The 25,566-nt window shown below is 35.8% G+C and carries 21 protein-coding genes; 19 read left to right on the top strand and 2 right to left on the bottom strand.

All coding sequences use genetic code 11. From position 1 onward, the window contains the following. Positions 1 to 4 precede the first annotated feature (4 nt). The 16 genes from nrfD (at position 5) to IEV85_RS02755 (ending at position 19,572) form a co-directional block, all read left to right on the top strand. Positions 5 to 1,378, top strand: a complete 1,374-nt coding sequence (nrfD, locus tag IEV85_RS02830) for an NrfD/PsrC family molybdoenzyme membrane anchor subunit (protein WP_188460289.1) — start codon at positions 5 to 7, stop codon at positions 1,376 to 1,378. 2 nt (positions 1,379 to 1,380) lie between these two features. Then, a complete protein-coding gene (locus IEV85_RS02825; RefSeq protein ID WP_188460702.1) occupies positions 1,381 to 1,905 on the top strand; it encodes a quinol:electron acceptor oxidoreductase subunit ActD in 525 nt (174 codons plus the stop codon). 14 nt (positions 1,906 to 1,919) lie between these two features. Continuing rightward, positions 1,920 to 2,558, top strand: coding sequence for a c-type cytochrome (locus tag IEV85_RS02820; RefSeq protein ID WP_188460288.1), 639 nt, complete (start codon positions 1,920 to 1,922; stop codon positions 2,556 to 2,558). Positions 2,559 to 2,587: 29 nt separating this feature from the next. Beyond that, positions 2,588 to 3,970, top strand: a complete 1,383-nt coding sequence (locus tag IEV85_RS02815; protein ID WP_188460287.1) for a quinol:cytochrome C oxidoreductase — start codon at positions 2,588 to 2,590, stop codon at positions 3,968 to 3,970. A 22-nt stretch (positions 3,971 to 3,992) separates the two neighbouring features. After that, positions 3,993 to 5,048, top strand: a complete 1,056-nt coding sequence (locus tag IEV85_RS02810) for a cytochrome c oxidase subunit II (RefSeq protein WP_188460286.1) — start codon at positions 3,993 to 3,995, stop codon at positions 5,046 to 5,048. A gap of 11 nt (positions 5,049 to 5,059) precedes the next feature. Further along, positions 5,060 to 6,928: a cytochrome c oxidase subunit I gene (locus tag IEV85_RS02805; RefSeq protein ID WP_188460285.1), complete on the top strand. Its 1,869-nt coding sequence runs from the start codon at positions 5,060 to 5,062 to the stop codon at positions 6,926 to 6,928. After that, a complete protein-coding gene (locus IEV85_RS02800; RefSeq protein ID WP_188460284.1) occupies positions 6,909 to 8,000 on the top strand; it encodes a COX15/CtaA family protein in 1,092 nt (363 codons plus the stop codon). Before IEV85_RS02805 ends, IEV85_RS02800 begins: the two co-directional genes overlap by 20 nt. Next, a complete protein-coding gene (cyoE, locus tag IEV85_RS02795) occupies positions 7,987 to 8,889 on the top strand; it encodes a heme o synthase (protein ID WP_188460283.1) in 903 nt (300 codons plus the stop codon). Before IEV85_RS02800 ends, cyoE begins: the two co-directional genes overlap by 14 nt. A gap of 2 nt (positions 8,890 to 8,891) precedes the next feature. Beyond that, positions 8,892 to 9,485: a cytochrome c oxidase subunit 3 gene (locus IEV85_RS02790; protein WP_188460282.1), complete on the top strand. Its 594-nt coding sequence runs from the start codon at positions 8,892 to 8,894 to the stop codon at positions 9,483 to 9,485. 21 nt (positions 9,486 to 9,506) lie between these two features. Continuing rightward, positions 9,507 to 10,247 carry a cytochrome c oxidase subunit 3 gene (locus IEV85_RS02785; protein WP_188460281.1) on the top strand — a complete coding sequence of 247 codons (741 nt, stop codon included), beginning with the start codon at positions 9,507 to 9,509 and terminating at the stop codon, positions 10,245 to 10,247. A gap of 12 nt (positions 10,248 to 10,259) precedes the next feature. Next, positions 10,260 to 10,589: a cytochrome C oxidase subunit IV family protein gene (locus tag IEV85_RS02780; protein WP_188460280.1), complete on the top strand. Its 330-nt coding sequence runs from the start codon at positions 10,260 to 10,262 to the stop codon at positions 10,587 to 10,589. Positions 10,590 to 10,789: 200 nt separating this feature from the next. Next, positions 10,790 to 11,419, top strand: a complete 630-nt coding sequence (locus IEV85_RS02775) for a hypothetical protein (protein ID WP_188460279.1) — start codon at positions 10,790 to 10,792, stop codon at positions 11,417 to 11,419. Further along, on the top strand, positions 11,409 to 11,996 hold the full coding sequence (locus IEV85_RS02770) for a DUF420 domain-containing protein (RefSeq protein ID WP_188460278.1): 588 nt from the start codon (positions 11,409 to 11,411) through the stop codon (positions 11,994 to 11,996). The genes IEV85_RS02775 and IEV85_RS02770 overlap by 11 nt, the downstream gene beginning before the upstream one ends. Before the next feature lie 52 nt (positions 11,997 to 12,048). After that, the gene (locus IEV85_RS02765) at positions 12,049 to 12,330 is read left to right on the top strand and encodes a hypothetical protein (protein ID WP_188460277.1); all 282 of its coding nucleotides are present in this window, start codon (positions 12,049 to 12,051) and stop codon (positions 12,328 to 12,330) included. 143 nt (positions 12,331 to 12,473) lie between these two features. Continuing rightward, a complete protein-coding gene (locus IEV85_RS02760; RefSeq protein WP_188460276.1) occupies positions 12,474 to 16,136 on the top strand; it encodes an ATP-binding protein in 3,663 nt (1,220 codons plus the stop codon). 1 nt (position 16,137) lies between these two features. Beyond that, the gene (locus IEV85_RS02755; protein ID WP_188460275.1) at positions 16,138 to 19,572 is read left to right on the top strand and encodes a hypothetical protein; all 3,435 of its coding nucleotides are present in this window, start codon (positions 16,138 to 16,140) and stop codon (positions 19,570 to 19,572) included. Between the two features lie 27 nt (positions 19,573 to 19,599). Here IEV85_RS02755 and IEV85_RS02750 read toward each other — a convergent pair whose 3' ends face one another. Together IEV85_RS02750 and IEV85_RS02745 are read right to left on the bottom strand one after the other, a co-directional pair. Beyond that, positions 19,600 to 20,352: an ABC transporter ATP-binding protein gene (locus tag IEV85_RS02750; protein ID WP_188460274.1), complete on the bottom strand. Its 753-nt coding sequence runs from the start codon at positions 20,350 to 20,352 to the stop codon at positions 19,600 to 19,602. 4 nt (positions 20,353 to 20,356) lie between these two features. Next, entirely contained in the window at positions 20,357 to 21,088 is a 732-nt protein-coding gene (locus tag IEV85_RS02745) for an MlaE family ABC transporter permease (RefSeq protein WP_188460273.1), read from the bottom strand. A gap of 473 nt (positions 21,089 to 21,561) precedes the next feature. On the opposite strand from IEV85_RS02745, the gene IEV85_RS02740 reads away from it, so the two are divergent. The 3 genes from IEV85_RS02740 to IEV85_RS02730 are packed head-to-tail and all read left to right on the top strand — an operon-like array spanning position 21,562 to position 25,369. After that, positions 21,562 to 22,266 (top strand): SDR family oxidoreductase, encoded by a 705-nt coding sequence (locus IEV85_RS02740; protein WP_188460272.1) that lies wholly within the window; start codon positions 21,562 to 21,564, stop codon positions 22,264 to 22,266. Further along, positions 22,267 to 23,385, top strand: coding sequence for a DegT/DnrJ/EryC1/StrS family aminotransferase (locus tag IEV85_RS02735; protein ID WP_188460271.1), 1,119 nt, complete (start codon positions 22,267 to 22,269; stop codon positions 23,383 to 23,385). It abuts the gene before it with no gap. A 31-nt stretch (positions 23,386 to 23,416) separates the two neighbouring features. After that, complete coding sequence (locus IEV85_RS02730) at positions 23,417 to 25,369, top strand: polysaccharide biosynthesis protein (RefSeq protein WP_188460270.1); 1,953 nt, start codon at positions 23,417 to 23,419, stop codon at positions 25,367 to 25,369. Positions 25,370 to 25,566 lie beyond the last annotated feature (197 nt).

Raw genomic sequence — 25,566 nt, 5'->3', positions numbered from 1 at the left:
CAATATGGATGTCACTTCACCTGTAAGAGAGGTACTAGTAACAGGAAATAAGACTTATCATGATGTATCTCATGATATTTGTAGGCATGTGGAAGCAAAGCCTAACCCAAAATGGATGGGGGCTATGGCCATCTCCCTTGGGGCTTTATTTGTTGGAGGTTATGCTTTAGCCATTACCCTTTGGGATGGTATCGGCATGTGGGGATTAAATAAAACTGTAGGATGGGCCTGGGATATTACCAACTTCGTTTGGTGGGTAGGTATCGGTCACGCAGGTACTTTGATTTCCGCAGTATTGTTGTTATTCCGTCAGAAGTGGAGAACGTCCATTAACAGAGCTGCCGAGGCGATGACAATATTTGCAGTAATATGTGCTTTGTTATTCCCGTTAATTCATACAGGAAGGCCTTGGTTAAGTTTTTACTGGTTCGTTCCAATTCCAAATACATGGGGTTCACTATGGGTTAACTTCCACTCTCCGTTACTTTGGGATTTCTTTGCTATCAGTACCTATTTTACTGTTTCACTGGTTTTCTGGTATATTGGTTTAATTCCTGATTTTGCTACTATCAGAGACAGAGCAACTAATAAAATATCAAAAGCTATTTATGGCGCATTAAGTTTCGGCTGGGATGGTGCTGCAAAAACATGGCAGCGTTATGAAACAGTATCTTTAGTATTAGCAGGTTTAGCTACGCCATTGGTACTTTCAGTTCACACCATTGTATCCTTTGACTTTGCCACATCAGTAATTCCAGGATGGCATACAACTATCTTCCCTCCTTATTTTGTGGCTGGTGCTATCTTCTCAGGTTTTGCGATGGTGCTAACCTTGATGTTGGTTACCAGAAAAGTTTATAAGCTTGAAGATTATATTACTATCAATCATATTGAGTTAATGAACATCATTATCATGATCACCGGTTCTATTGTGGGTGTGGCCTACATTACCGAGTTATTCATGGCGTGGTATTCAGGTGTTCAGTATGAGCAGTATGCATTCCTTAACAGAGCAACTGGTCCTTATTGGTGGGCTTACTGGTCTATGATGACTTGTAACGTTATATCCCCTCAGCTATTCTGGTTTAAAAAGATCAGAACCAATCTATATGCAACTTTTGCTTTGTCTATAGTGGTAAACATAGGTATGTGGTTTGAGCGATTCGTAATTATTGTGACTTCTTTGCACAGGGATTACCTACCGTCAAGCTGGGCAATGTTTAGCCCAACTATCTACGATATGGGTATCTATCTTTTTAGTTTTGGTTTATTCTTTACCTTATTCTTCTCTTTTGCTAAGTTTTTCCCTGTAATTAACATGGCCGAAGTGAAGTCTGTATTGAAAACTAGTTCTGGTGAAATTGTAAATAAGAAATAATGATGGAAAGCGGTAAAAAATTTATCGTAGGAATTTTTGATGACGAAAGCATTTTATTAAGTGCTGTTAAAAAGATTCGTGGCAACGATGTTAAAATAGATGAGTGTTATACTCCTTATCCTGTTCATGGATTGGATGAAGAGTTAGGATATAAAAGGTCAAGAATTTCAATTGCAGCTTTTATTTTCGGACTTATAGGTACCTCTTTAGCTTTTCTTATGATGATCTATATGATGGGTATTGACTGGCCGATGATTATAGGAGGAAAGGATCATATTGCAATTCCTTCATTTATACCAGTTGCATTCGAAGTAACTGTACTTCTGGCTGCTTTAGGTATGGTGGCTACTTTCTTTATCATTAGCAATTTAAAGCCTTATGGTAAGCCAAAAACTTACGATATCAGAAGTACTGATGATAAGCATGTAATGGCTATTGATTTAGCTAAAAACAGTAAAAATACTCAAGAACTAAGCACCTTGCTAATGGAATCCGGTGCTTCTGAAGTGAATGAAAAAAACTTTTAATTGAATCAAGCAAAATGTTAAAATTCAATAACTATAAAATATTTTCAATTCCTGTATTGGCCATTATGTTGGTCTCTTGTGATGCCGGAAAGGATGACACAGGAACAGAATATGCTCCCAATATGTACCATGCAGTTTCATATGAACCATTAATCCAGATTACAAATAAAGATGCTGGTGAATGGGTTTCTTCAGATGATGATATATATGGTGAGTACTACAGCTCTAATCCTAATAATCCTTTTGAAATGAACATGAGAGAGCCTGCTGCAAATACAGTTCCTCGTTCAGGAAGTGGCATGTTACCCTACAGGCTGCCAAAGGATAGTTTAGATTTGGCTTCAAGAATACTTGAAAATCCATTTCCTGCTTCAGACGAGGTAATTGCAGAAGGAAAAGTTTTGTATTCCAAATATTGTCAGCATTGTCATGGAGCAAATGGTGGTGGATCTGCTGATGAAACCGCTAAAGTAGGAGTAGTCTTTAAAGGTGTTCCTTCTTACAGTGCAGGGAGAGTATCACAGGTATCAGGAGGACATATTTTCCATGTAATAACTCATGGAAAAGGTAGAATGGGTGCACATGGTTCTCAGGTACAACCTGAAGACAGATGGAAAATCGTTCGATTTGTGCAAACCTTACAAAAACAATAAAGTAGCAACAGTTTATAAGATAATATATCATGGCTGAAGAACAATTTCAATTTACATCAAAAGCAAAAAAGACTATTTCTATTATTGCAATTGTAGGTGTAGTATTATTAGGATTAGGCATATTTTTTACCGCTAGTGATTCAGGACATTCAGAGCAATCTGGCCATCAAACTGAAGATACGATGGATAATTTGCCGGTAGTGGCAGATGACCTTGAAGATGCACATGCTACGGAAGATATAGACCAAAAGCATTTTGGAGAGCCGGAGCATGGCGAAGGAGAACATGCCGGAGCTGAACATGGTGAAGAGCATGCTTCCTGGTTAAAGAGAATTTACGCTAACCTTTGGATTAACAACATGTACTTTGTAGGTCTGGCTTTACTTGGTGTATTCTTTGTTGCTATTCAATACGTTTCACAGGCAGGTTGGTCAGCTTCTCTTATTAGAATACCAATGTCTTTTAGTAGTTGGCTTCCTATCGGAGGTGCTTTAACATTGTTAATATTTTTATTAGGTGGTCATGATATCTTTCACTGGACGCATGATTATTTATATGTAGAAGGTACAGACGCTTATGACGAAATTATTGCGGGTAAACGTGGATATTTGAATACTCCTTTCTTTATTGGTAGAATGATCGTTTATTTTGCTGTATGGTACTTGATGTTCCGTTTTATAAGAAAGAAATCTTTGGAGGAAGATTTGAAAGGTGGTCAGGATTATTTCTTTAGATTGAGAGCTTTATCAGCAATATTCATTGTTTTCTTTGCTGTAACATCTTCTACCGCAGCTTGGGATTGGATTTTATCTATTGATACACACTGGTTCTCCACAATGTTTGGTTGGTATGTTTTTGCCAGCTGGTGGGTTACTGCTTTGGCTGCAATTACATTAGTAACAGTTATTTTAAAAGAAAACGGATACCTGAAAATTGTTACTACCGGGGTGCTTCATGATTTAGGTAAATTTGTTTTTGCCTTCTCTATTTTCTGGACTTATATCTGGTTTTCACAGTTCATGTTGATCTATTATTCTAACATGCCTGAAGAAACCATTTATTTTATAGAAAGGCTTTCAAGTGATCATTATAGTAAGGTGTTTTTTGTTAATTTAATATTAAACTTTTTCTTCCCTTTTCTGGTTTTCATGCCAAGGGATTCTAAAAGGCATACCGTATTCCTGAAGATCGTAACTATTATCGTTTTAATAGGTCACTGGTTTGATTTTTACCTTATGATTACCCCTGGAGTAATGAAAGAGGATGGAGGTTTTGGATTCTTGGAAATAGGAATGGCATTGATTTTTGGTGCAGCCTTTTTATTCGTGGCTCTAAGAAGCCTATCTAAAATACCATTGGTTGCTAAAAACCATCCAATGATTGAAGAGGCAAAACATCATCATGTATTTTAATTAAAAAGTTAATCAATAGTATATGTTTAATTTAGCTATCATTTTAGGTGTAGTGCTTTTATTAGCGATATTATTCCTGATTTTCAGGATATCATCGCTTATCAGTGTTGCCAAAGGAAATTCCAATAAGATTGTATCAGGTTCCAATAAAATTAATGGGGCCTTGTTTATGCTTTTTTTAGTAGGAATGGGTTTCTTATTCTTTTGGTATTCATTTAAGGAATTTAAAAATTATAATTTACCTGTTGCCTCAGAGCATGGAAGTCAGTATGAGTTCATGTTCTGGACTACTATGGCTGTAACGGGAATTGTATTTGTGTTGACACAAATACTTTTATTTTACTTCTCATGGAAGTATCAATACAAAAAGGAATCTAAAGCTCTATTTTATCCGGAAAACAATAAATTAGAAGTTATCTGGACTTTTGTTCCGGCCATTGTATTGGCTATTCTGGTATTTACAGGCTGGAGAGTTTGGACAGATGTAACAGCTCCAGCTCCGGAGAATACTAATAATATAGAGATTATGGGCTACCAGTTTGCCTGGGAGATAAGATATCCTGGTAATGATGGTAAATTAGGTAATACAGATTACAGAATCATTGATGCAACTAACTCCTTTGGGATCGATTTTGCGGACAAAGCTTCTTATGATGATTTTACCTACAGAGAAATGGTAATCCCTAAAGGTGAGCCTGTAACATTTAATATTAGAGCGAGAGATGTGCTTCATAGTGTATTTGCTCCACATTTCAGATTAAAAATGGACGCAGTACCTGGTATGCCAACTTCATTCACTTTTACAGCTACAAAAACAACTGAAGAAATGCGTGCTGAATTGAATGACCCTGAATTCAATTATGAAATTGCCTGTACAGAGATTTGTGGTAGAGGACATTTTTCTATGGCCAAGAACTTAGTTGTATTAGAGCCTGATGAATATCAGAAATGGTATGCTGAACAAGAATCATTCTTACAGAGAAATCCGGAGTATTTATCTAAAGTACCTGCTGACCTAAAAGAATTAGCGATGTTGAAAACAGGATTAGGTAACAAAGAGTTAGAAAAACAAAATTAAATAATAAAGTTATGTCAACAGCGACTGAAGTGAATATAAGTCACGAGGTTCATCACGATGAACATCACGACCACGAGCAAAGCTTTATCTCGAAATATATTTTTACAATGGATCACAAGATGATCGGTAAACAATTTTTGGTTACCGGTATCGTGTGGGGAGTAGTTGGAGTGTTAATGTCTGTACTCTTCCGTATCCAATTAGGTTTTCCTGAAGCTAATTTAGAGTGGCTACGTCCTCTATTAGGAGGCTGGTTAACAGAGGCTGGCAAGATTGACCCTGAATTCTACCTTGCTTTAGTTACTATGCATGGTACTATCATGGTATTCTTCGTACTAACTGCTGGTTTGAGTGGTACTTTTAGTAATTACTTAATCCCACTCCAGATTGGTGCAAGAGATATGGCATCAGGTTTTATGAACATGCTGTCATATTGGTTTTTCTTCCTTTCCAGTGTCATAATGATGTCTTCAATTTTCATTGAGACTGGCCCGGCTGCCGGTGGATGGGTTGTATACCCACCATTAAGTGCTTTGCCTCAGGCAATTGCAGGTTCCGGTTTAGGGATGACAATGTGGTTGGTTGCGATGGTTTTCTTTATTGTTTCTATGTTGTTGGGAGGTATCAACTATATAACAACAGTAATCAATTTAAGAACTGAAGGAATGTCTTTTACCAGACTTCCTTTAACAATTTGGTCTTTCTTTTTAACCGCTGTAATTGGATTGTTATCATTCCCTGTTTTATTTGCTGCAGCTTTACTTTTAGTATTAGATCGTAGCTTCGGAACATCTTTCTATCTTTCGGATATTTATATTGGTGGTGAGGCTTTACCTAATATGGGAGGTAGCCCTATTTTGTATCAACACCTTTTTTGGTTTTTAGGTCACCCTGAAGTGTACATTGTATTGCTTCCGGCATTGGGTATTACCTCTGAGGTAATTGCTACTAACTCCAGAAAACCAATTTTCGGCTATAGAGCAATGATTGGTTCAATGCTTGGAATTACTGTGCTCTCGTTCGTTGTTTGGGCACACCACATGTTCGTATCAGGCCTGAACCCATTTTTAGGATCAGTGTTCATGTTCCTAACATTAATTATTGCCGTACCATCTGCCGTTAAAGTATTTAACTATTTAACTACTCTATGGAAAGGTAACATTATTTTTACACCAGCTACCCTGTTCTCAATAGGATTGGTGTCCTTCTTTATATCAGGAGGTTTAACGGGTATTTTCTTAGGTAACTCAGTAATTGATATTCAGTTGCACGATACTTATTTCGTGGTAGCTCACTTTCATCTGGTAATGGGTAGTTTATCAATCTTTGGGTTATTGGCTGGTGTATACCACTGGTTCCCTAAGATGTTCGGCAGAATGATGGATGAGAAGTTAGGATATATCCACTTCTGGATGACCTTCATAGGAGTTTATTTAATCTTCTTCCCAATGCATTATATTGGTATTGCCGGTTTCCCGAGAAGATATTATTCATGGACTAATTTCGATGCATTTAGCTCTTATACAGATCTAAATATGTTTGTAAGTATTGCAGCCTTTGTAACCGTTGCTGCGCAACTCATATTCTTGTTCAACTTCTTCTACAGCATGTATAGAGGTAAGCGAGCTCCTCAAAATCCATGGAGATCAAATACCTTAGAGTGGACTACACCAATTGAGCCTGGACATGGAAACTGGCCTGGTGAGCTTCCTAAAGTGTACAGATGGCCATATGATTACAGTAAACCTGGTGCTGCTGATGATTATATTCCGCAGACTGTACCTCTTTCGAGCACTCCTGAGTCTAACCTTGATCATGAGCAGGAATTAGCAAAACAAGAAAAGCTGGCTAATACAGCGCATGCAAAGAAACAATTTTAACAAATCTGGAATAAACAGCTACTACAGTAAACTTACTACAGTTACTTTAGTGGCTGTTTATCTTTTGATTTTAGCTGGAGGAATTGTAAGAAGTACGGGTTCAGGAATGGGATGTCCTGATTGGCCTAAGTGCTTTGGTACATGGGTGCCACCTACAGACGTTAGTCAGTTACCGGAAGGCTATAGAGATTTCTATGCGGATTACAGGCACCAAAAGAATATTCGGTTTGCAAAATATCTCGACTTCTTTGGATATGCTGAGATAGGAGAGACTATCCTTGCAGATGAATCTATTAGAGAAGAGGCTGAATTCAATAAGTATAAAACCTGGACAGAGTATGTCAACAGGTTGTTAGGAGCTACATTAGGCTTACTTATCATACTTTGTTTTTTGGGTTCATTGAAATATTTCAGAACTAAAAGAAAGCTTTTTTGGCTTTCAGTTGCTAGCCTCATTTTAGTTTTATTACAGGGATGGATTGGTTCTATTGTGGTCTCCACGAATCTTTTGTCATGGTTGATCACTTTGCACATGGTTTTGGCTCTTGTTATTTTAGCTGTGTTAACGGCTCTTTATTACCATAGCCATTCCCATAAATATGAGAATAAAGTCATGAACGCTGGAAAGCTAAAGGTGCTGTTAATAATAGGGATGCTTCTGATGCTTATTCAGATAGTTTTCGGAACTCAGGTAAGAGAAGCTTTAGATGTTGTTTCAGAACGATTAGGAGAAATGCAAAGAGACAGTTGGATTGATGGATTGGGACTTAATTTTTATATTCACAGGTCGTTTTCAATAATAATTGCTTTGTTTCATTTTTACCTCTTTTATAGTTTACTTAAAACGAACTCAAAACAATTTAAGATAGTTTTTCATACAAAGATTTTGTTGTCTTTAGTATTATTGGAAATCCTTTCAGGAGTTATAATGGCTTACTTCAGTGTACCATTCTGGGCTCAACCAATTCACTTGGTTTTAGGAAGTATGATTTTCGGATGGCAGTTTTATCTTTATTTACAGATATCATTTTTAAAGGAAAAAATAAATTCTTCTGCATATGCAATATCCTGAATCACAAAGTTTGGGTATTTATGAATTATTAGGTACTTATTTAAGAGGCTTTTATGCGCTATTAAAACCAAGATTAAGCTTTTTAGTAGCCTTTTCCTCAGCTTTTGGCTATGTGTTGGGTTTTTCCGGTGGCTCATTAGATTGGATGATTCTGAGTTTTCTGGTATTAGGTGCATTTCTTGTATCCGGATCTGCTATAACTATTAATCAGATCATTGAGGTGGAGTATGATAAGAAGATGGATAGAACTAAGAATAGACCACTACCTACGGGAGTAATCAGTAGAAATCAAGCAATTATTTTTTCTATTGTTACTGGTGTGACAGGACTTGTTATACTTCTTATATTTACTAATTTTTTAACTACATCTTTATCTTTATTATCTCTCATGTTATACAGCTTTGTTTACACCCCTCTTAAAAGGGTGGGGCCTGTAGCTGTTTTTGTGGGGGCTATTCCGGGTGCTTTACCTCCTTTGTTGGGATGGGTTGCTGCAACAAACGGCTTTAGTGTAGAGGCATGGATTATTTTTGGAATTCAATTTATATGGCAGTTCCCCCATTTTTGGGCAATTGCCTGGGTAGCAGATGAAGATTATAAGAAAGCAGGTTTTAAGTTATTACCATCAGGAGGACAAAAAGATTTAAATACTGCTATCCAGATAATGATATACACTTTATTTCTTATTCCTTTAGGCTTATTGCCCACTTTATTTGGTATAACAGGAGTAACATCAGCTTTGGTTGCTACTATTTGTGGCGTGCTGTTTCTTAGTCAGACTTTCTATCTAATGAAGGAATGTACTAAAGAGGCAGCCTTAAAGATTATGTTTGGCTCATTTCTCTATTTGCCTATAGTGCAAGTGGCGTATTTATTAGATAAAATTTGATAATGGATAAATCAATTAATATACAACAAAGAGATATTAAGCCCAGCTTGAAAACTTTGTCAATGCATCCACTTAAGTTTGCATTGTGGCTTTTTATTGTAAGCATAGTAATGATGTTTGCTGCTTTGACAAGTGCATACATTGTAAGACAGGCTGAAGGTGATTGGCTAATCTATGATTTACCAACCATTTTTTTAATTAATACTATTATATTAGTTTCCAGTAGTATAACAATGCACATTGCTTATATTGCTGCTAAGAAGGATAATTTCAAAACCTTAAAAGTAGCTATGGTATTTACGGCTTTGCTTGCTATAGCTTTTTTAGTAGGTCAGTTTTTCGCATGGGGTGAGCTTGTAAACATTGAGGTTTACTTTGTAGGAAATCCTGCAGGTTCATTTTTATATGTAATTTCAGGATTACACGCTTTTCACCTTATCACCGGAGTAATATTTATATTTATTATGTTATTTTCGGCTTTCAAATTCAATGTTCACTCTAAAAATATGGTGAAAATGGAAATGTGTACAACATATTGGCACTTTTTAGATGGACTTTGGGTATATTTATACATATTTTTGTTGTTAAATCATTAATCTAATAGAACAGTAAACTTTATGGCAACTACTGCAACAATTGAAACGGGTAAAAACCGTTGGGGAGGCGGAACTGCTCCGATGAACGCAAGTTATGGAAAGCTGATGATGTGGTTTTTCCTCTTATCAGATGCTTTTAGCTTCTCAGCTTTATTAATAACTTATGGATTGATAAGGTATGCACATCCTGCATATGCCGGTTCAGTGGAAGATTTTCAGTTTAGCACTGAATACTGGCCTATTCCGGAAAAAGTTTTTGAAGCTGTTCCTTTTTTACATGGTGTTGAAGCTCCATTGGTTTTTGTGGGGATTATGACATTCATCCTAATATTAAGTAGTGTTACTATGGTGCTGGCTGTTGAGGCGGGGCATAGAATGGATAGAAAAAATGTAATTAAGTGGATGCTGTGGACCATCATTGGGGGGTTAGCATTTCTTGGTTGTCAGGCTTGGGAGTGGAGTCACTTTATCCATGGTACTGCCGAAGGTTTACAAGTAGGAGGAGAAACCATATTTGGGGCTAATCTTAAAGTGAACCAGTATGGACCACCATTGTTTGCTTCTTTATTCTTTTTTATAACTGGTTTCCATGGGTTTCACGTATTCAGTGGAGTGGTTATTAACTTCATCATATTCTTTAATGTTGTAGTAGGTACTTACGATAAAAGAGGACACTACGAGATGGTAGAGAAATCCGGATTATATTGGCACTTTGTTGATTTAGTTTGGGTATTTGTATTTACGCTTTTTTACTTGATTTAAAAATATTGAATTATGTCATCACACGAAGAAACTCATCATACACATGTAATTCCTGAGGATAAGGAGAAAACAAAAAAGATCTGGAGAGTAGCAGGCATCTTAGGCTTTGTTACCATTATAGAATTTATTTTTGCTTTTACAATGCCAAGAGGGATATTGCTAGTAGCTATTTTCCTTGGTTTAACAGTTGTTAAAGCTTTTTATATTGTTGCAGAATTCATGCACCTTAAGCACGAACAGAAGACACTTATTTGGTCTATTATAGGCCCTATTGTTCTGATAGTTTGGTTGGTTATAGCTTTAATGGTTGAAGGTAGTGCTATATTTAGCCTTAGGTATTAATTTATCTTAAAAATCTTGATACAAAACTGTAAGATCAGGCTGAGCAATTGGCCTGATTTTTTTATATAATTTAGCGAATAAGCCTTCGTATTTCTTTTAGAACCTGAGAGTAGTGCGATTTGGGCATAATGTGGAAAGAAATGAATTGATGTTTTCTTCCACAATCAAAGAAGTTTTTCAGCAGGAATAGTTACACACAAATGAAGATAAAAAAGATAGCAGTTCTTCTTATTGTACTTAGCCTTCCGGTTATACTTTACCTTTTTCTGACGTATTTCGGTAATAATGAATTTGACTTACCTGTATACTTTGCTGATGGCAATGATCATTGTGCGGAGTTTAAGCGTTTGGAAGAAGTTTCAGAACCCTTTACATGGCATGGTAATAGCGCAGTACTTTCAGAAATTTTAGAGGGAAATATAAATATGGTGAATTTCCCAAATCCTGAAGCAGATAATCAGCAATTGATTAATGAACTTAACCGGCTAGTAGCTACTTTGTCTGATGAAGGTTCTGTGAAAGTTCATTCCTTTTATTTAAGTGGTAGTGTTTTAAGCGATCAACAGCTGTTAGAATCTGAAGCAGCACAGACTTATGAAATAGATACAGTGCTTTACAAAAGCTTTGCTGACTGTTATTTTGCTTTGCCTACAGCCATATGGGAGGGCAGACATCCATCAGAAATGGAGCTCAGAAGAGAACAAGTTTTAGTACTTGTAGATGAAAACCTGGATATTCGAGGTTATTATGATGGATTGGAAACAAAAGATGTAGACAGATTGATATTAGAAATAAGAATATTGTTAAGTAATAGACCAAATGAAAACTGAAGTACAGACCTCTAAATCTTATACCGGGTTAATATGGGCACTTTCAATAATTGTTCCAGCCCTCGTAGCAGTCTTGATTTTCGCTCCTCAAAAGCTGGAAGGAGCGGGTGATTGGGTATATGTATTACCTCATTTAAATGCTGCATTAAATAGTATTACTTCTGTTGTTTTAATCTTAGGCCTTTTCTTTATACTTAGGAAAAACATTGCTGCACATAAAACAATGATGTCAATTGCTTTTGGGCTGGGAAGCTTATTCCTAATTTCATATGTTATTTACCATGCTGCAGCTGATTCAACAATTTTTGGTGATGTAAATGGGAATGGTGTGTTGGAAGAAGCAGAGAAGACAGGTGGGATTATGTTTCAAAGAGGGGTTTATGTAATTATTTTACTGTCTCACATTGTATTGGCTGCAATCGTAGTGCCTTTTGTTCTTTTTGCCTTTTACTTTGCTCTAACTAATAGAGTTGAAAAACATAAAAAAATAGTGAAGTTTACCTTTCCAATATGGCTATATGTTTCTATTACAGGGGTAATAGTTTACTTAATGATTAGTCCTTATTATGTTCATTAAGTGGAACTCAAAAGAGTAATTTCAGGTTTAAAATGAAGTTGATGTCATCCATATGAAAAAGTTTTTTTTTACTTCTATAGCATTTATAATTCTTGGTTTAAACCAATTATCTGCACAATGCGCTATGTGCAGAGCCACTGTAGAAAATAACGTAAATAATGGTGAAGCAGGAATAGCTCCTGGTTTGAATTACGGTATCCTTTACTTATTTGCTGCGCCTTATCTTCTGATAATGATTATAGGTTTTCTTTGGTATAAGAAGAGCAAAAAGAGTAAAGGAAAAATTAATATTAAAGAACTTCTTTCTACAGCAAACAGAGGAACTGCTAATTAATATGTTTTATATGGTTAAAATTTTCATTCATCTAATTTCCCCTATCTGATTAATTCTTTTTTTTACATTTATATTATTTCTGCTCAATTTTAATCCCAAGTACGATTATTGCTATATTGGTGTGAGTTAAAATATCTGAATGTGTGAAAAAAAATCGCTTAATAGCTTCCAGTATTATTGTAATCGTATGTATTGTGGTTTTACGCTTGCTATATGCCAGCTTAGAAAACAATTATCTGGATTTTGTTAAGGAAACAGAGCAACATCTTCAGGTTGAAATTGCTGAGGTGAGAACTGATGAAGCCTCTGTAGTGGCTTATTTAAGTGAAAGTAAAGATTTTTCTTTTCAGGAACTTAACAAAATTAAGTCAGAATATCCTTTCTATATATTCAAAAGTTCTCAGCTGGTATATTGGTCTGATGATAGAGTAATTCCCCAAGTCGACAGGTCTACAACTGAAGGTTGGCATTTCCACTCACGTAAATCTGGCCAGTTTCTTTATTTAGTAAGGAAGTCAGTTGAAACTGAGGTGATGCTGGTTTTTGTACTTCCGTTGCGTAAGAATTACGACATTAATAACGATTATATTCAGTCGTCTTTTAATAATGCAATTTTTAAGCAGTCGAATTTTACTTTAAGACAAGCAGAGTTTGGGGATAGCTTCCCGATAAAGTTAAAAACCGGGGAAACTATTTTTTATCTTGACCTGGATGATGAATTCAGAAATCACAAGGAGTGGCTTCATGTGCTAATTATTATATTGGAGATACTTTCTATTATTTTGCTGGTTGTATGGTTGTGGTTTTTTGCTAAAAGTAAAATAGATGCAAGACGCTTTTTGCCATTAATTATCTTTATATCAGGTCTTTTTATAGTTAGGATAGTAATATGGCTGGCAAATGTACCGTTTCAGTCGGAGGAGATGGGGCTTTTTGATCCGAAATATTTTGCCTCTTCTGCACTTAATTCTTCTTTCGGTACATTACTACTCAATTCCGTTTTTCTTTTAGTTGCAGTTTATTTCATAATAAATCAACTTCGATTACTTACCTACAAACATCAGCTTAATTATGGTATTTTAAAATCTGTTTTTTTCCAGTTTATTAGCTATGGAATTGTGTTGCTTACTTACGGCTTCATCGAATTAATATATCGCCACTCCAAATGGGGAATGGATATTACAAACAGTGTTGATTTTAATGGATTTAAGTTTTTAACTTTCGCGGGACTCATTATTTACGGACTTATCATTTTTGAAGTCCTGAGGTTTATTCACCAATGGAATAGCTCCTATATTCCGGATAGAAATACTTTTGTGAGAGATCAGATAGGAGGCTTACTAGTGCTTTCCATCCTCTTTTTCCTGATAAATGCACCATTTCTTTTAGTAATAATTGTTGTTTTTTTACTGAACATAATAGTTTATAACTGGCATTTAGCACACAGTTTACTAAAACTAAGTTTTCTAAGCTTTATTTACTTATTCTTGCTCGTAAGTGTAATTTCTGTGGTTTCTTCTTACTCTGTTCAATACATGGAGGGTGTGATTGAGCGAAATGAAATAAACAGCCTTGGTAATAGAATTTTGAATGACAGTGATTTACTTGCGGAATACAGACTTACACAAATTGATGCAAACCTCAGGAATGATCAATTCATCAGGAAACAATTTTTATTACCTATTACGCCCTATAAGTCAGTAGTAGAGAAAATACAGAAGTATTATTTAAGTGAGGACTATTTTGATAAGTATGAAAAAAGTATAACTATTTACGATGCAAGTGGACAAGCGCTATACCCTTCAAGCTCTCCTTCTTTTGCTACTTCCTATCCTTTAGGTCAACTAAGCACTGTTAATAACAGACAGGAAATCAATTTATACCTTATAGGCACTGCGGAAGGCAGTCAGGTAAGAAATAAGTATATTTATTTTTTGGAAATCAAAATTAGCGACTATGTTTTAGCTACTATAGTTGTAGAGTTAACTCTTAAAAAGATAAGGCCTGATAATGTGTTTCCTGAACTATTGGTTGATAAAAGATTTGTTCCTAATGTAAGTGAGATTCCTTACGACTATGCTTTATATAAAAATGATACTTTGTCCTACAGCGTAGGTAAAGTAAATTTCCCCAAAGTGATAGATTCTAAAGCTTCTTCTCCTGAGCAAAATTTCAAAGACATGCAACATGAGCAAAAGCTAAAAATATCAACCTTAAAAGGGGAAAATGAGTTGTTGGTTTTTAGTACTATAGATCAAGGATTATTCAGGTTCTTCTCAAACTTCTCATTCTTTTTCATCCTTTGCTTTACTATTATCTTTATTTTTTCCATCTTCTATTTTCTAAAGGCATACTGGAAAGCAGATTCCATAGGTTTAGGAGCCAAGATTCAACTTTATTTCTCCCTTGCTTTTTTAGTCCCATTAATTTCTGTGAGTGCCAGTACTGTCAGCTTTGTTAACTCCACATTTTTACAAGATATTGTTACTTCTTATGAGGAAAGAACTAGGCGTGTGGCAGAGCAGGTTACAGATTTGGTGATGGACTTGAATAGAGGCTATATTTCTAAAGAAGATTTTAATAGCGAACTGGTAACCATCACAAAAGTGGTAAATAGTGATATCAATATATATGGTATTAATGGTAAACTTCTGGTTACTACCCAACCTCAGATTTTTGAGAAGAAATTACTTTCTGAGTATGTGAATCCGGAGGCCTTCGCAACCATCAAATTCGATAATAAAAAGATGATTACTTTGGAAGAGGAAATAGGCTCTTTAAATTATAAGTCTGCTTATATAGGTATAAGATCTTACGATACCGGTGATTTGCTTGCTATCCTGGCGAGCCCCTTTTTTAAATCCAATAAGGAATATGATGCGCTACTAACAGATTTACTTACTAATGTTTTTAATATTTTTGTTGCATCCTTTATCATTTTCATGTTTTTAGCCTATGCAGCTACGAAAATACTTACTAATCCTTTAAATTTATTAAAAGAAAAGTTAGCTCAGGTTAACCTTGCAGCTAACAATGAGCCTATTGTCTGGAAAGTAGATGATGAGATAGGCTTGTTGATTTCTGAGTATAATGCCATGTTGCTGAAGCTGGAGAAAAGTAGATTGGCTTTGAGTAGAACTGAAAAGGAATCTGCCTGGCGCGAAATGGCTCAACAAGTAGCCCACGAAATTAAAAATCCTTTAACACCGATGAAGCTTTCTCTTCAACACCTTCAGATGAGGCTTGAGAGCAGTGATAATCCTTTACCTGAGGCTGCAGCAAAAATTAAAGCCATATTATCTCAGGTAGATAATCTAAGTGATATTGCTACTTCCTTTTCATCATTTGCTAAAATGCCGATTCCGGATAATGAAAAAGTTTGTATTTCAGAAATTCTTAGAAAAGTAGTAGCTCTCTTTCATGCGCAGCACAACCATATTAACCTTCATTTACCTGAGGAAGAGGTTTATGCTTGGGTAGATATAAAAATTATTGAACGAATTTTCAATAATATGATTATCAATGCACTACAAAGCAGAGAAGATGTAGAATTGGCAGAAGTATTAATAGAAGTAAGTATAACTAAGGATAAAGTATTAATATCAGTAGCAGATAACGGAGTTGGTATACCTGAAGAAAACCATCAGAAAGTATTTTTACCTAACTTCACTACAAAGGAAACAGGATCCGGCATTGGCCTCGCTATTGCAAAGAGAGGTGTGGAGCATGCCGGAGGTAAAATTTGGTTCGAGAGCTCGGTAGGTATTGGTACTACTTTTTATTTGGAATTGAAGCGTATGATGTAGGTTGACAAAGAAAACATTTAAAATAGTATTTTTCTTAATTGGACTTTCAGTAGTTGCTTTTTCTACAAAAGCCCAGAATTTTTGCTTTCATACAGAGCAGACAGCTATACTTTTGCCTGATTCAGTAATTGTCCTTCCCTCATCTATTAGTGTACAGGCAGATAACAATGACTCAGTACCTTTTCAATATGATAAAACTTCTCACTTACTCAATATTAAGGCAGCTACACCCCAGAGCACTTATAAAGTTTGCTTTAATTACGTGTTGAAAAAATCAACGGTAGTAAAAGCTCCTCTTTCAATTTCATTGTATGACAGCACAGTTTTATTTAAAGAGAAACTACAAAAAAATAATCACACCAAAAGCACCCAAGAAGTGTTGGGGCTTTCCGCTTTAAACATAGAAGGGGCTTTTTTAAGAAGTGTTTCTGCCGGTCAGCGTCAATCCGTTTTTATGCATTCGGTAATGGATCTGAGTATTTCAGGTAAAATTTCTGATGATCTGATGTTGCAGGCCAGATTAACTGATCAACAAATGCCTTTTGAACCAGAGGGAAATACACAGAGGTTACAAGATTTTGATAGGGTAAATGTTCAGTTGAAGCACAAAAACTGGTCACTTCAAGGCGGTGATATAATCATTCAATCGGCTCCTCAGGCTCATTTTCTGCGTTATAACAGACAAGTTCAGGGGGTAGGTATTTCTACACCTAAACTATCTTTTGATTCAGCTATATCTAATACAGAACTTGTTAGCTCATTTTCCAGAAGTAAAGCTGGCATGCAATTACTGCAGCCAATAGAAGGGGTACTGGGACCATACAGGATAAAAGGTCCTCAAAATGAACCATTTATTTTTCTTTTAGCGGGATCAGAACGGGTATACCTGGATGGTCAGTTGTTGCAGAGAGGGATAGAGAATGACTATGTGATTGATTATAATGCTGCTGAGATTACTTTTAATGCTTCAATTTACATCAACAAATTCAGTAGAATTCAAATCGAATTTGAATACTCCGACCAGCAATATTCAAGAAATGTGACAGCTTTTAATCACCAACAAAGCTTTGATAGGCTTTCTATTAGAGCTTCGGTGTTTCAGGAGGCCGATCAACCGAATAGAGCTCTTTATGACCTCTCTTTTGATGATATGCAGGCAATATCTAACTTAGATGCAAATGCAAATGTGGGCCGAATTCCGGCTGTAGATAGTATAGGGTATCAGGAAGGAAAAATACTCTATGGTAAGAAAAAGGTGATTGAAGAGGGAAACGAATATGATGTTTATTACTACTCATCTCACCGAGATTCTGCTCTTTATCAGGTTAATTTCTCACTGGTGGGAGATAATAAAGGGAACTATATTATTGCTTCCAGTGAGCAAAATGCAGTAGTTTATGAGTGGGTAGCACCTATAAATGACATTCCTCAAGGTAATTATGAGCCACTAAAGCAGGTAGCTCTTCCTAGAAAGCAAAGAGTTTTAGCATTAGGTGCTGACTATAAGCTAAAAAATAATGATCTAATCTCATTCGATTTTGCTTCATCTGAAAAAACTAACAATAGATTTAACCCCCAAGCGTCTAAAAATGTTGGAAAAGCTTTTTCATTGGCTTACAAAAGTAATCCCCGCAAACTATTTTCAGGTAAGGATTTCCTTTATCAATATCAGCTAAGCTATGAATATCTTGATTCTGCTTTTTTGCCTGTTCAAATTTTCCGATCAGTTGATTTTAACAGAAACTGGGGGGTAGAACAAACTGGAAATTATATTGCAGGAAGAGAACATCTGGTTGGATTTGGAGGGAAAATTTCCAATAAGAGCCAGCACCTTACCTATCAAAGTTATTGGAGGGAAAAGGAAAACTTTGGTCAAGGTCATCAACAAAATTTTCAATATCAATACATGGGTAATTGGAAGCTTAATTCTGACTTATTTTTTATGCAGAGTTCAGGAGAATTAAATGATACCCAATGGCTTAAGGCATTGATGGATTTGTCCTACAACCGATGGAAAATAAATCCTGGTTATAGATTTCAATCGGAGAAACATTCAGCTTTTCAGCAAGATTCAATAATTAGCAGCTTTATGAATTTTAATACACATCAAATCTATCTTCAAAAGCAGGATTCTTCCCACTGGAATTTTAAAATTTCCCATGATTTTCGATCAAATTACCAGGTTTTTGATCACGAGTTTCAACTTCTGGAGAAATCACAAACCACACAGGTTACCTCTGGATTGAATTATGGATACAATAATGGTTTTACCGTAACTTTGCTAAGACGTAATATTCAAGCAGCCCATGAGTCTTCAGATGCACAGGATTTGTATCAGGGAGCTGTTCAATGGTCTGCTGAATTGTGGAATGGAAATATTGTGCAATCATTGTACTATCAAACGGGAACAGGCAGAGTGCTTGAAAGAAATTACTTTTTTAGAGAAGTAGCACGAAGAATGGGTACTCATTCATGGTCCGATTTGAATGGGAATGGTGAACAAGAGCTCAATGAATTTTTTGAAGATCAGACGGAATATGGTGATCGCAATTTCATTAAAATCCTCACCATGGGTGATGATTACCAGACTGCCTATGTTAATACGGCTCGGTACCAGCTTAACTTAAGAACGCCAAATAGCTGGAAGAAGTCTTCAGGCTTATTAAGATATGCGGGTAGATTTTCTTCCCAATTTCAGGCAAATTTAGAAACTAAGAACCTCTATGATAGTTGGGAAAAGAGAATGTCACCTTTTATGTCTAATACTGGCACCAAGGATGTGTTGTCCGGTAAGCAGTTTTTAAAATGGAATATTTTCTATAATAGGGGAGGTAAAGCTTCCCTTGATTTTGGAATTACAGATTCAGAAAGGAAACAATTGTTAATGAGTGGTTTTGAAGGTAATCAAATCAAAGCCTATCAGGTAAGTGGTAGTTGGAATGCTTTAAGTGCTTGGGATATCATGGCCACATATAGAAGTGGGTACAATAAGTCTTATTCTGAAGTAGTTGCGGAACGTGACTTTTCTTATTCTTCTCAGCTGATAAACCCTCAATTACACTGGCAGGGCTCAAAGAATTGGCGTACTATATTAAGTTATGAAAACCATTCAAAGGATAGTCCTGATGAAGTGAAAGGTGGAAATGTGACTGTGGATCAGCTGAGTATGTCAAATAAATTCATACAAAGTAGTGGGGGGATTTTCGAAAGCAAAATTGGTCTGGTGCAGGTGAAATCCAATTTGGCAGATAATTATAGTCCATTAGCGTATGAGATGTTTGAAGGCTTGCGCGCAGGGAGAAATTATATCTGGAATGTTTCACTGCGTCAGAAAATAGTAGGTGACCTTCACATGGTTTTACAATATGGGGGTAGAAAATCTACAGAGACCTCTGTAATACACAATGGTTCAGTACAACTCTCTGCTCTTTTCTGATAAAGAATAGCTTAGGCGAAATACATATTACAAGGTTTTCTTTAATTTCTTCATGAACTTACTTGCAAATATGAAGTCTTGCAAATCCTCTTGATCAGCTGAAATTATCGTGTCAGAATTTCCTTCCCAAACATTTCTTCCATTGGCAAGGTACATGATATACTCGCCAATACCCATTACTGAATTCATGTCATGTGTAACAACTATAGTGGTCACATTTAATTCATGCGTAATCTCCTGAATGAGTTCATCAATTAACAGTGAAGAGCGGGGGTCAAGACCTGAATTCGGTTCGTCACAAAATAAATAGTTAATTTCATTAACGATGGCTCTTGCAAGGCCTACACGCTTTTTCATACCCCCACTTATTTCAGAGGGCATTTTCTTATTTACATTTTCCAAACCTACCCGCTCCAGCACATTATTTACCCTGTCTGCTTTCTCACTCTTACTCATATCTGTTAGCAGGTCAAGCGGAAACATCACATTTTGTTCTATGTTTTTGGAATCAAAAAGGGCATTTCCCTGGAATAGCATGCCGATTTCTCTTCTCATTTGTGCTTTTTCTTCTTTATCGGCTTCAAGAAATTTTCTTCCATCATATAGTACTTTACCTTCTTCAGGAATAATTAAACCTACTATACATTTAAGTAATACACTTTTTCCTGTACCACTGCTTCCTATAATCAGGTTGGTTTTCCCTCTTTCAAATTTCCCTGATATATTGTGTAAAACCTGTGTTCCGTTGAAAGTTTTGGATATATTCTTAACCTCAATCATATACTTAATTTAATAATAATTCTGCTAATAAGTAATCAGCTAAAAGAACTGCAATAACACTTTTTGTTACTGCGCTGGTACTGGAAACCCCTACCTCTAATGCTCCACCAGTAGTATAATACCCTTGGTAAGCTGAAATGGAAGAAATTAAGAAAGCAAAAACCACGGCTTTAATCAAAGCGAAAGAAACCGTGAAAGGATTAAAGCCAACTCTGATACCATATACGTATTCAGTTTCAGTGATAATGCCGGTTATAGTACCTGCTAAGTAACCTCCGTAAAGAGAGAGGAATCCTGCTAATATTACAAGAAGCGGATACATAAGCATAGCCGCTATAATTTTCGGCAATACCAGATAGGAGATAGAGTTGATTCCCATCACCTCTAATGCGTCAATTTGTTCGGATATTCTCATAGTGCCTAATCCACTTGCCATGCTAGACCCCACCTTGCCGGCAATTACAATAGCTGTTATGGTAGGAGCTAGTTCGAGAATTACCATTTCCCTGGTAACCTGGGCCACTACATAATTTTGGATTAAAGGGCTTACTAAATTATAGGCTGTTTGTACTGTTGTTACAGCCCCCATAAAAGTAGATGTTATTGCTACTATTATCAATGAGTTCCACCCGATGCTGTGACATTCACTGATGACTAGTTTGAAGTATGAAGAGAAATTTTCTCTCCTTACAAACATGGTCCCTAAAAATATAAGATACGATCCGAATGATTTCATTTACTATTATCTAAATTTTACTATTGAGTTGAACAAATAAGCTTTTTTTAGCCATACCTGTAACTTTTTTATTTCTTTTAATTTATTCCTATTTGTGGAGTAGTGGTAAATCTCCTCCTAACCAAAAGACGAATTTTGAAACGTTTCTTATCAATTTACGAAGCTATTCTTTCATGTGCTTCATTAAACATATCAATTTCATTTAAAGCAAAAGAATCAGATGTTTGATTAACTTTGCGATCCTGTTGCCATAATCAGTTCTAAAATTGATTGAATTTATAATAATCAGCAAGGTAAATTGAAAATGTTGGTAAATAAATTTTCACAATGTACTTTATAATAGGAGTTGCGCTTTCGATTTAACTCTTTCTTAATTTATAAGGTTGTTTAACTTGAATAATTATCATTAGTTTCGCCACAGGATTAATAATCAAAATTATACTAATTAATCGATAGATAAAATATTTACTGAAATGAAGGGGTTTGTAGTGATAACAGGTGGCACAAAGGGCATTGGTAAAGCACTGGTCCATCGTTTTGCAAAGGCAGGATATGCAGTAATAACCTGTGCAAGAAATGAAAAAGATTTGATCAATTTAAAAGCTACTATTGAAGATAACTATAAAAGTGAGATGTACTTTAAGGTGGCAGACCTTTCACTTAAATCCGAAGTGCAGTCTTTTTCCGAATATGTATCTGAATTAACTGATAATGTTACTGTTTTAATTAATAACACAGGTGTGTTTATTCCAGGTAGTATTACAGATGAGGAAGAAGGTAATCTTGAGTTGATGATGAATACTAACCTCTTTTCTGCGTATTATTTAACGAGAAGTTTGATACCTAATATGATAAAGAATAAAAAGGGGCATATATTTTCGATGAGTAGTATTGCAGGAATCACTGCATATGCAAGTGGGGGTTCTTACAGCATTACTAAGTATGCCATGCAAGGATTTACAAAATGTTTAAGAGAAGAATTAAAAGATAAAGGTATTAAGGTTACTGCTGTTTTACCAGGGGCAACCCTTACAGCAAGTTGGGAAGGCGTAGATTTGCCGGAAGAAAGGTTTATGAAGAGCGAGGATGTTGCTGAAGCTGTATGGTCAGCTTTTCAGATGTCAGACAGAACGGTGGTTGAAGAAATAGTTTTAAGGCCTCAATTAGGGGATATATAAATGGAAGAACGTATTTATTTATCCGCTCCTCACATGGGCGGGCAGGAGATCAATTTTATACAAAGGGCATTTGATGAAAACTGGATTGCACCATTGGGGCCCAATGTAAACGGTATGGAGCAGGATCTGGTAGCTTACTCGAAGGTTTCACATGCTGCAGCCTTAAGTTCAGGTACTGCCGCAATCCATCTGGCACTTATTATACTAGGCATAAAGAAGGACGATATAGTACTGGCTTCAAGCTTTACTTTTTCTGCAACAGTTAATCCAATAGCTTATCAAGGGGCTATTCCCGTGTTAGTTGACAGCGAAGAGGAAACATGGAACATGGATCCTGAATTATTAGAGCTAGCTATTAAAGATTATATAGAGAAAGGGAAAAAGCCAAAAGCAGTAGTATTTGTTCATTTATATGGAATGCCCGGAAAAATTGAAGAAGTAGCTGCTATTTGTAAAAAGTATGAGATACCATTGGTAGAAGATGCAGCTGAAGCGCTGGGGGCCTCTGTAAATGGTAAGATGGCAGGTAGCTTTGGTGACTTTGGTGTGTTTTCTTTCAATGGTAATAAAATAATAACTACTTCAGGTGGTGGCGCATTAATGTCAGAAAACAAAACCTGGATTGAGAAGGCACGTTATTTAGCCACACAGGCCAGGGATCCTGCACCTTATTATCAGCATTCTGAAATTGGTTATAATTATAGGATGAGCAATATTTCAGCAGGTATTGGAAGAGGGCAGATGCAGGTTCTTAATCAATGGATTGATAAAAGAAGAGCTAACTATTCTTTTTATAAGGAAAAGCTGGAGCATCATGGCTTTACATTTTTAGAAGAAGGGAAAGGGACTTTTTCTAATAGATGGCTTACTTGTGTTTTGCTGAATGAGCAATTTTCATTTGATAATGAGACGATGAGACAAAAGCTCGAGCAATCGAATATTGAGACACGACCTTTATGGAAACCAATGCATCTGCAACCAGTATTTAAAGATTGTAAAGCTTATGTGAATGGAGTTTCCGAGAAGCTTTTTAAGCAAGGTTTATGTTTGCCATCAGGCTCTTCTTTATCAGATAGACAAAAGGAAAGTGTTGTTGAAAAAATAATAAAAATTATATAATATTTAACAAATACAGTATATTTGTATAATAATGATTAAGAAGATTAATAATATAAGTTTTTTACCGAGATGGATCATCCTATTAATTGATCTTTCATTTTTGCTGGCATCTATAGTTTTTGCTTATCTTCTTAGGTTTAATTTTAATATTACAGAAGTCTTAGCTTTTAAATTCACAGAGGGTATAATTCTATATACCATTTGTCACCTTTTAGCTATATTTCTTACCCAAAGTTATGCAGGTATTATTCGGTATACGTCATTGCAAGACGGATTAAGAATTTCCTTTACAACTCTTTTAGGTACACTTCTTAGTGGTGTTGTGAGTTACACTAACTACTTTTTTAATGGGAGTGTGGTTATTCCTATTTCTGTATTGATCATCAGCTTAGCGGTAGCAGTTTTAATGCTCTTCTTTTACCGCGTAATGGTGAAAAATTTGTTCTCTTACTACCGCGATGCGGTGAGGCATAGGAAAAATGTAATGATTTTCGGTGCAGGACAGTATGGGATCATTACTAAGCAAGTGATCGATTACGATCCAAATGCGCGATTAAAAGTGGTAGGATTTTTAGAGGATGATCTTAAGAAAGTAGGGAAGGTAATAAATGGTACCTCAATTTATGATGCTGGCTACAACTTGAAAGAAACTCTTAAGAAACATGCTATTAGTGAAGTAATAATTGCTATTGCTAATATCTCTGTTGATCGAAAAAATGATCTGGTAGATTTATGTTTAAAAGCGCATGTTAAAGTTAGAACTGTGCCTTCACCTGATAAATGGGTGAATGGTGAACTAAGCATGAATCAGATTAAAGAATTGAAAATAGAAGATCTTTTGGGGCGGGCTTCAATTAAATTAAACAATCCGAAAGTAAGTGAATGCATTAAGAATAAAGTGGTTCTTATTACGGGTGCTGCCGGATCAATTGGTTCAGAAATTACTAAACAAATTCTCAAGGAATATCCAAAGCAGTTAATTATTCTTGATCAGGCGGAATCCTTTCTGTATGCTATTGATATTGAGCTTCAAAATATGAAAGAAGCTGAAGGTGTTGAAATCATTCCAGTTGTAATGGATATTACCAATAGAAGAAGGCTAAATAGTATTTTTAAGAAATTTAAGCCTCAAATAGTGTATCATGCAGCTGCCTATAAGCATGTGCCATTGATGGAAATTAATCCTTTTGAAGCAGTAGCTTGTAATATTTTTGGTACTAAAAACCTAGCGGATCTTTCAGTAGCTCATCAGGTAGATAAATTTGTAATGGTTTCTACCGATAAGGCTGTAAATCCTACGAACGTAATGGGAGCCACAAAGCGTATCTCGGAAATCTATGTTCAGTCCTTAAATGATTATCAGGAGGATGATAGCGCGAATGTTACTAAATTCATTACCACCCGATTTGGCAATGTACTAGGCTCTAATGGGTCTGTTATTCCATTGTTTAAAGCACAAATTGAAAAAGGAGGTCCTGTAACTGTTACTCATCCTGATGTAACGCGCTATTTCATGACTATTCCTGAGGCTTGCCAATTGGTGATAGAAGCTGGAGTAATGGGTTTTGGGGGAGAGATATTCGTATTTGATATGGGGAAATCTATGAAGATAGTGGATCTGGCTAAGAAAATGATCCGCCTTTCAGGCTTTGAGGTAGGCACCGACATTGAGATACAATTTTCAGGATTGCGGGAGGGAGAGAAACTTTATGAGGAATTGTTGAGTAATAAAGATACCACTCTGCCGACTCACCATGAAAAAATAATGATTTCTAAAACTCACAGAATGAATCATAAGCAGGTTTTGCAAGAGCTTAATAAGCTTTATGATTTACTAATAAATGAAAATGAGTTAGGAATGATATTACAAATGAAAAATATCCTACCTGAATTTATTAGCCAATCATCTCGGTATCAGGTGCTTGATGAGCAGCTAAAAGAAGAGCGTTCAGAGAAATGGAGAATTTCCAGAAAGATTAGCTAAATAATTAGGGCATCACTTTTAAATAAAACCCACTAAAAGAGAGGTAGTTATCTGTATTAATCTATAGAACAAAACCCCGAAATTAGCTAGATAAAGCTTTTTTCGGGGTTTTTGATTTGTTAAATTGTAGTGTCTAATCACAATTAACACTGCAATATATGAGAGATCAAGAGCTTTTCCAACCGCAAGATTACTTA

The organism is Marivirga lumbricoides (assembly GCF_014636295.1).
Lineage (GTDB): Bacteria > Bacteroidota > Bacteroidia > Cytophagales > Cyclobacteriaceae > Marivirga > Marivirga lumbricoides.
This window is presented reverse-complemented; position numbering and strand designations above follow the sequence as displayed.

What these genes read in the sequence shown, in the direction of transcription:
- nrfD (WP_188460289.1), top strand. Translation starts at nt 5, where the DNA reads ATGGATGTCACTTCACCTGTAAGAGAGGTACTAGTAACAGGAAATAAG.
- IEV85_RS02825 (WP_188460702.1), top strand. Translation starts at nt 1,381, where the DNA reads ATGGAAAGCGGTAAAAAATTTATCGTAGGAATTTTTGATGACGAAAGC.
- IEV85_RS02820 (WP_188460288.1), top strand. Translation starts at nt 1,920, where the DNA reads ATGTTAAAATTCAATAACTATAAAATATTTTCAATTCCTGTATTGGCC.
- IEV85_RS02815 (WP_188460287.1), top strand. Translation starts at nt 2,588, where the DNA reads ATGGCTGAAGAACAATTTCAATTTACATCAAAAGCAAAAAAGACTATT.
- IEV85_RS02810 (WP_188460286.1), top strand. Translation starts at nt 3,993, where the DNA reads ATGTTTAATTTAGCTATCATTTTAGGTGTAGTGCTTTTATTAGCGATA.
- IEV85_RS02805 (WP_188460285.1), top strand. Translation starts at nt 5,060, where the DNA reads ATGTCAACAGCGACTGAAGTGAATATAAGTCACGAGGTTCATCACGAT.
- IEV85_RS02800 (WP_188460284.1), top strand. Translation starts at nt 6,909, where the DNA reads ATGCAAAGAAACAATTTTAACAAATCTGGAATAAACAGCTACTACAGT.
- cyoE (WP_188460283.1), top strand. Translation starts at nt 7,987, where the DNA reads ATGCAATATCCTGAATCACAAAGTTTGGGTATTTATGAATTATTAGGT.
- IEV85_RS02790 (WP_188460282.1), top strand. Translation starts at nt 8,892, where the DNA reads ATGGATAAATCAATTAATATACAACAAAGAGATATTAAGCCCAGCTTG.
- IEV85_RS02785 (WP_188460281.1), top strand. Translation starts at nt 9,507, where the DNA reads ATGGCAACTACTGCAACAATTGAAACGGGTAAAAACCGTTGGGGAGGC.
- IEV85_RS02780 (WP_188460280.1), top strand. Translation starts at nt 10,260, where the DNA reads ATGTCATCACACGAAGAAACTCATCATACACATGTAATTCCTGAGGAT.
- IEV85_RS02775 (WP_188460279.1), top strand. Translation starts at nt 10,790, where the DNA reads ATGAAGATAAAAAAGATAGCAGTTCTTCTTATTGTACTTAGCCTTCCG.
- IEV85_RS02770 (WP_188460278.1), top strand. Translation starts at nt 11,409, where the DNA reads ATGAAAACTGAAGTACAGACCTCTAAATCTTATACCGGGTTAATATGG.
- IEV85_RS02765 (WP_188460277.1), top strand. Translation starts at nt 12,049, where the DNA reads ATGAAAAAGTTTTTTTTTACTTCTATAGCATTTATAATTCTTGGTTTA.
- IEV85_RS02750 (WP_188460274.1), bottom strand. Translation starts at nt 20,352, where the DNA reads ATGATTGAGGTTAAGAATATATCCAAAACTTTCAACGGAACACAGGTT.
- IEV85_RS02745 (WP_188460273.1), bottom strand. Translation starts at nt 21,088, where the DNA reads ATGAAATCATTCGGATCGTATCTTATATTTTTAGGGACCATGTTTGTA.
- IEV85_RS02740 (WP_188460272.1), top strand. Translation starts at nt 21,562, where the DNA reads ATGAAGGGGTTTGTAGTGATAACAGGTGGCACAAAGGGCATTGGTAAA.
- IEV85_RS02735 (WP_188460271.1), top strand. Translation starts at nt 22,267, where the DNA reads ATGGAAGAACGTATTTATTTATCCGCTCCTCACATGGGCGGGCAGGAG.
- IEV85_RS02730 (WP_188460270.1), top strand. Translation starts at nt 23,417, where the DNA reads ATGATTAAGAAGATTAATAATATAAGTTTTTTACCGAGATGGATCATC.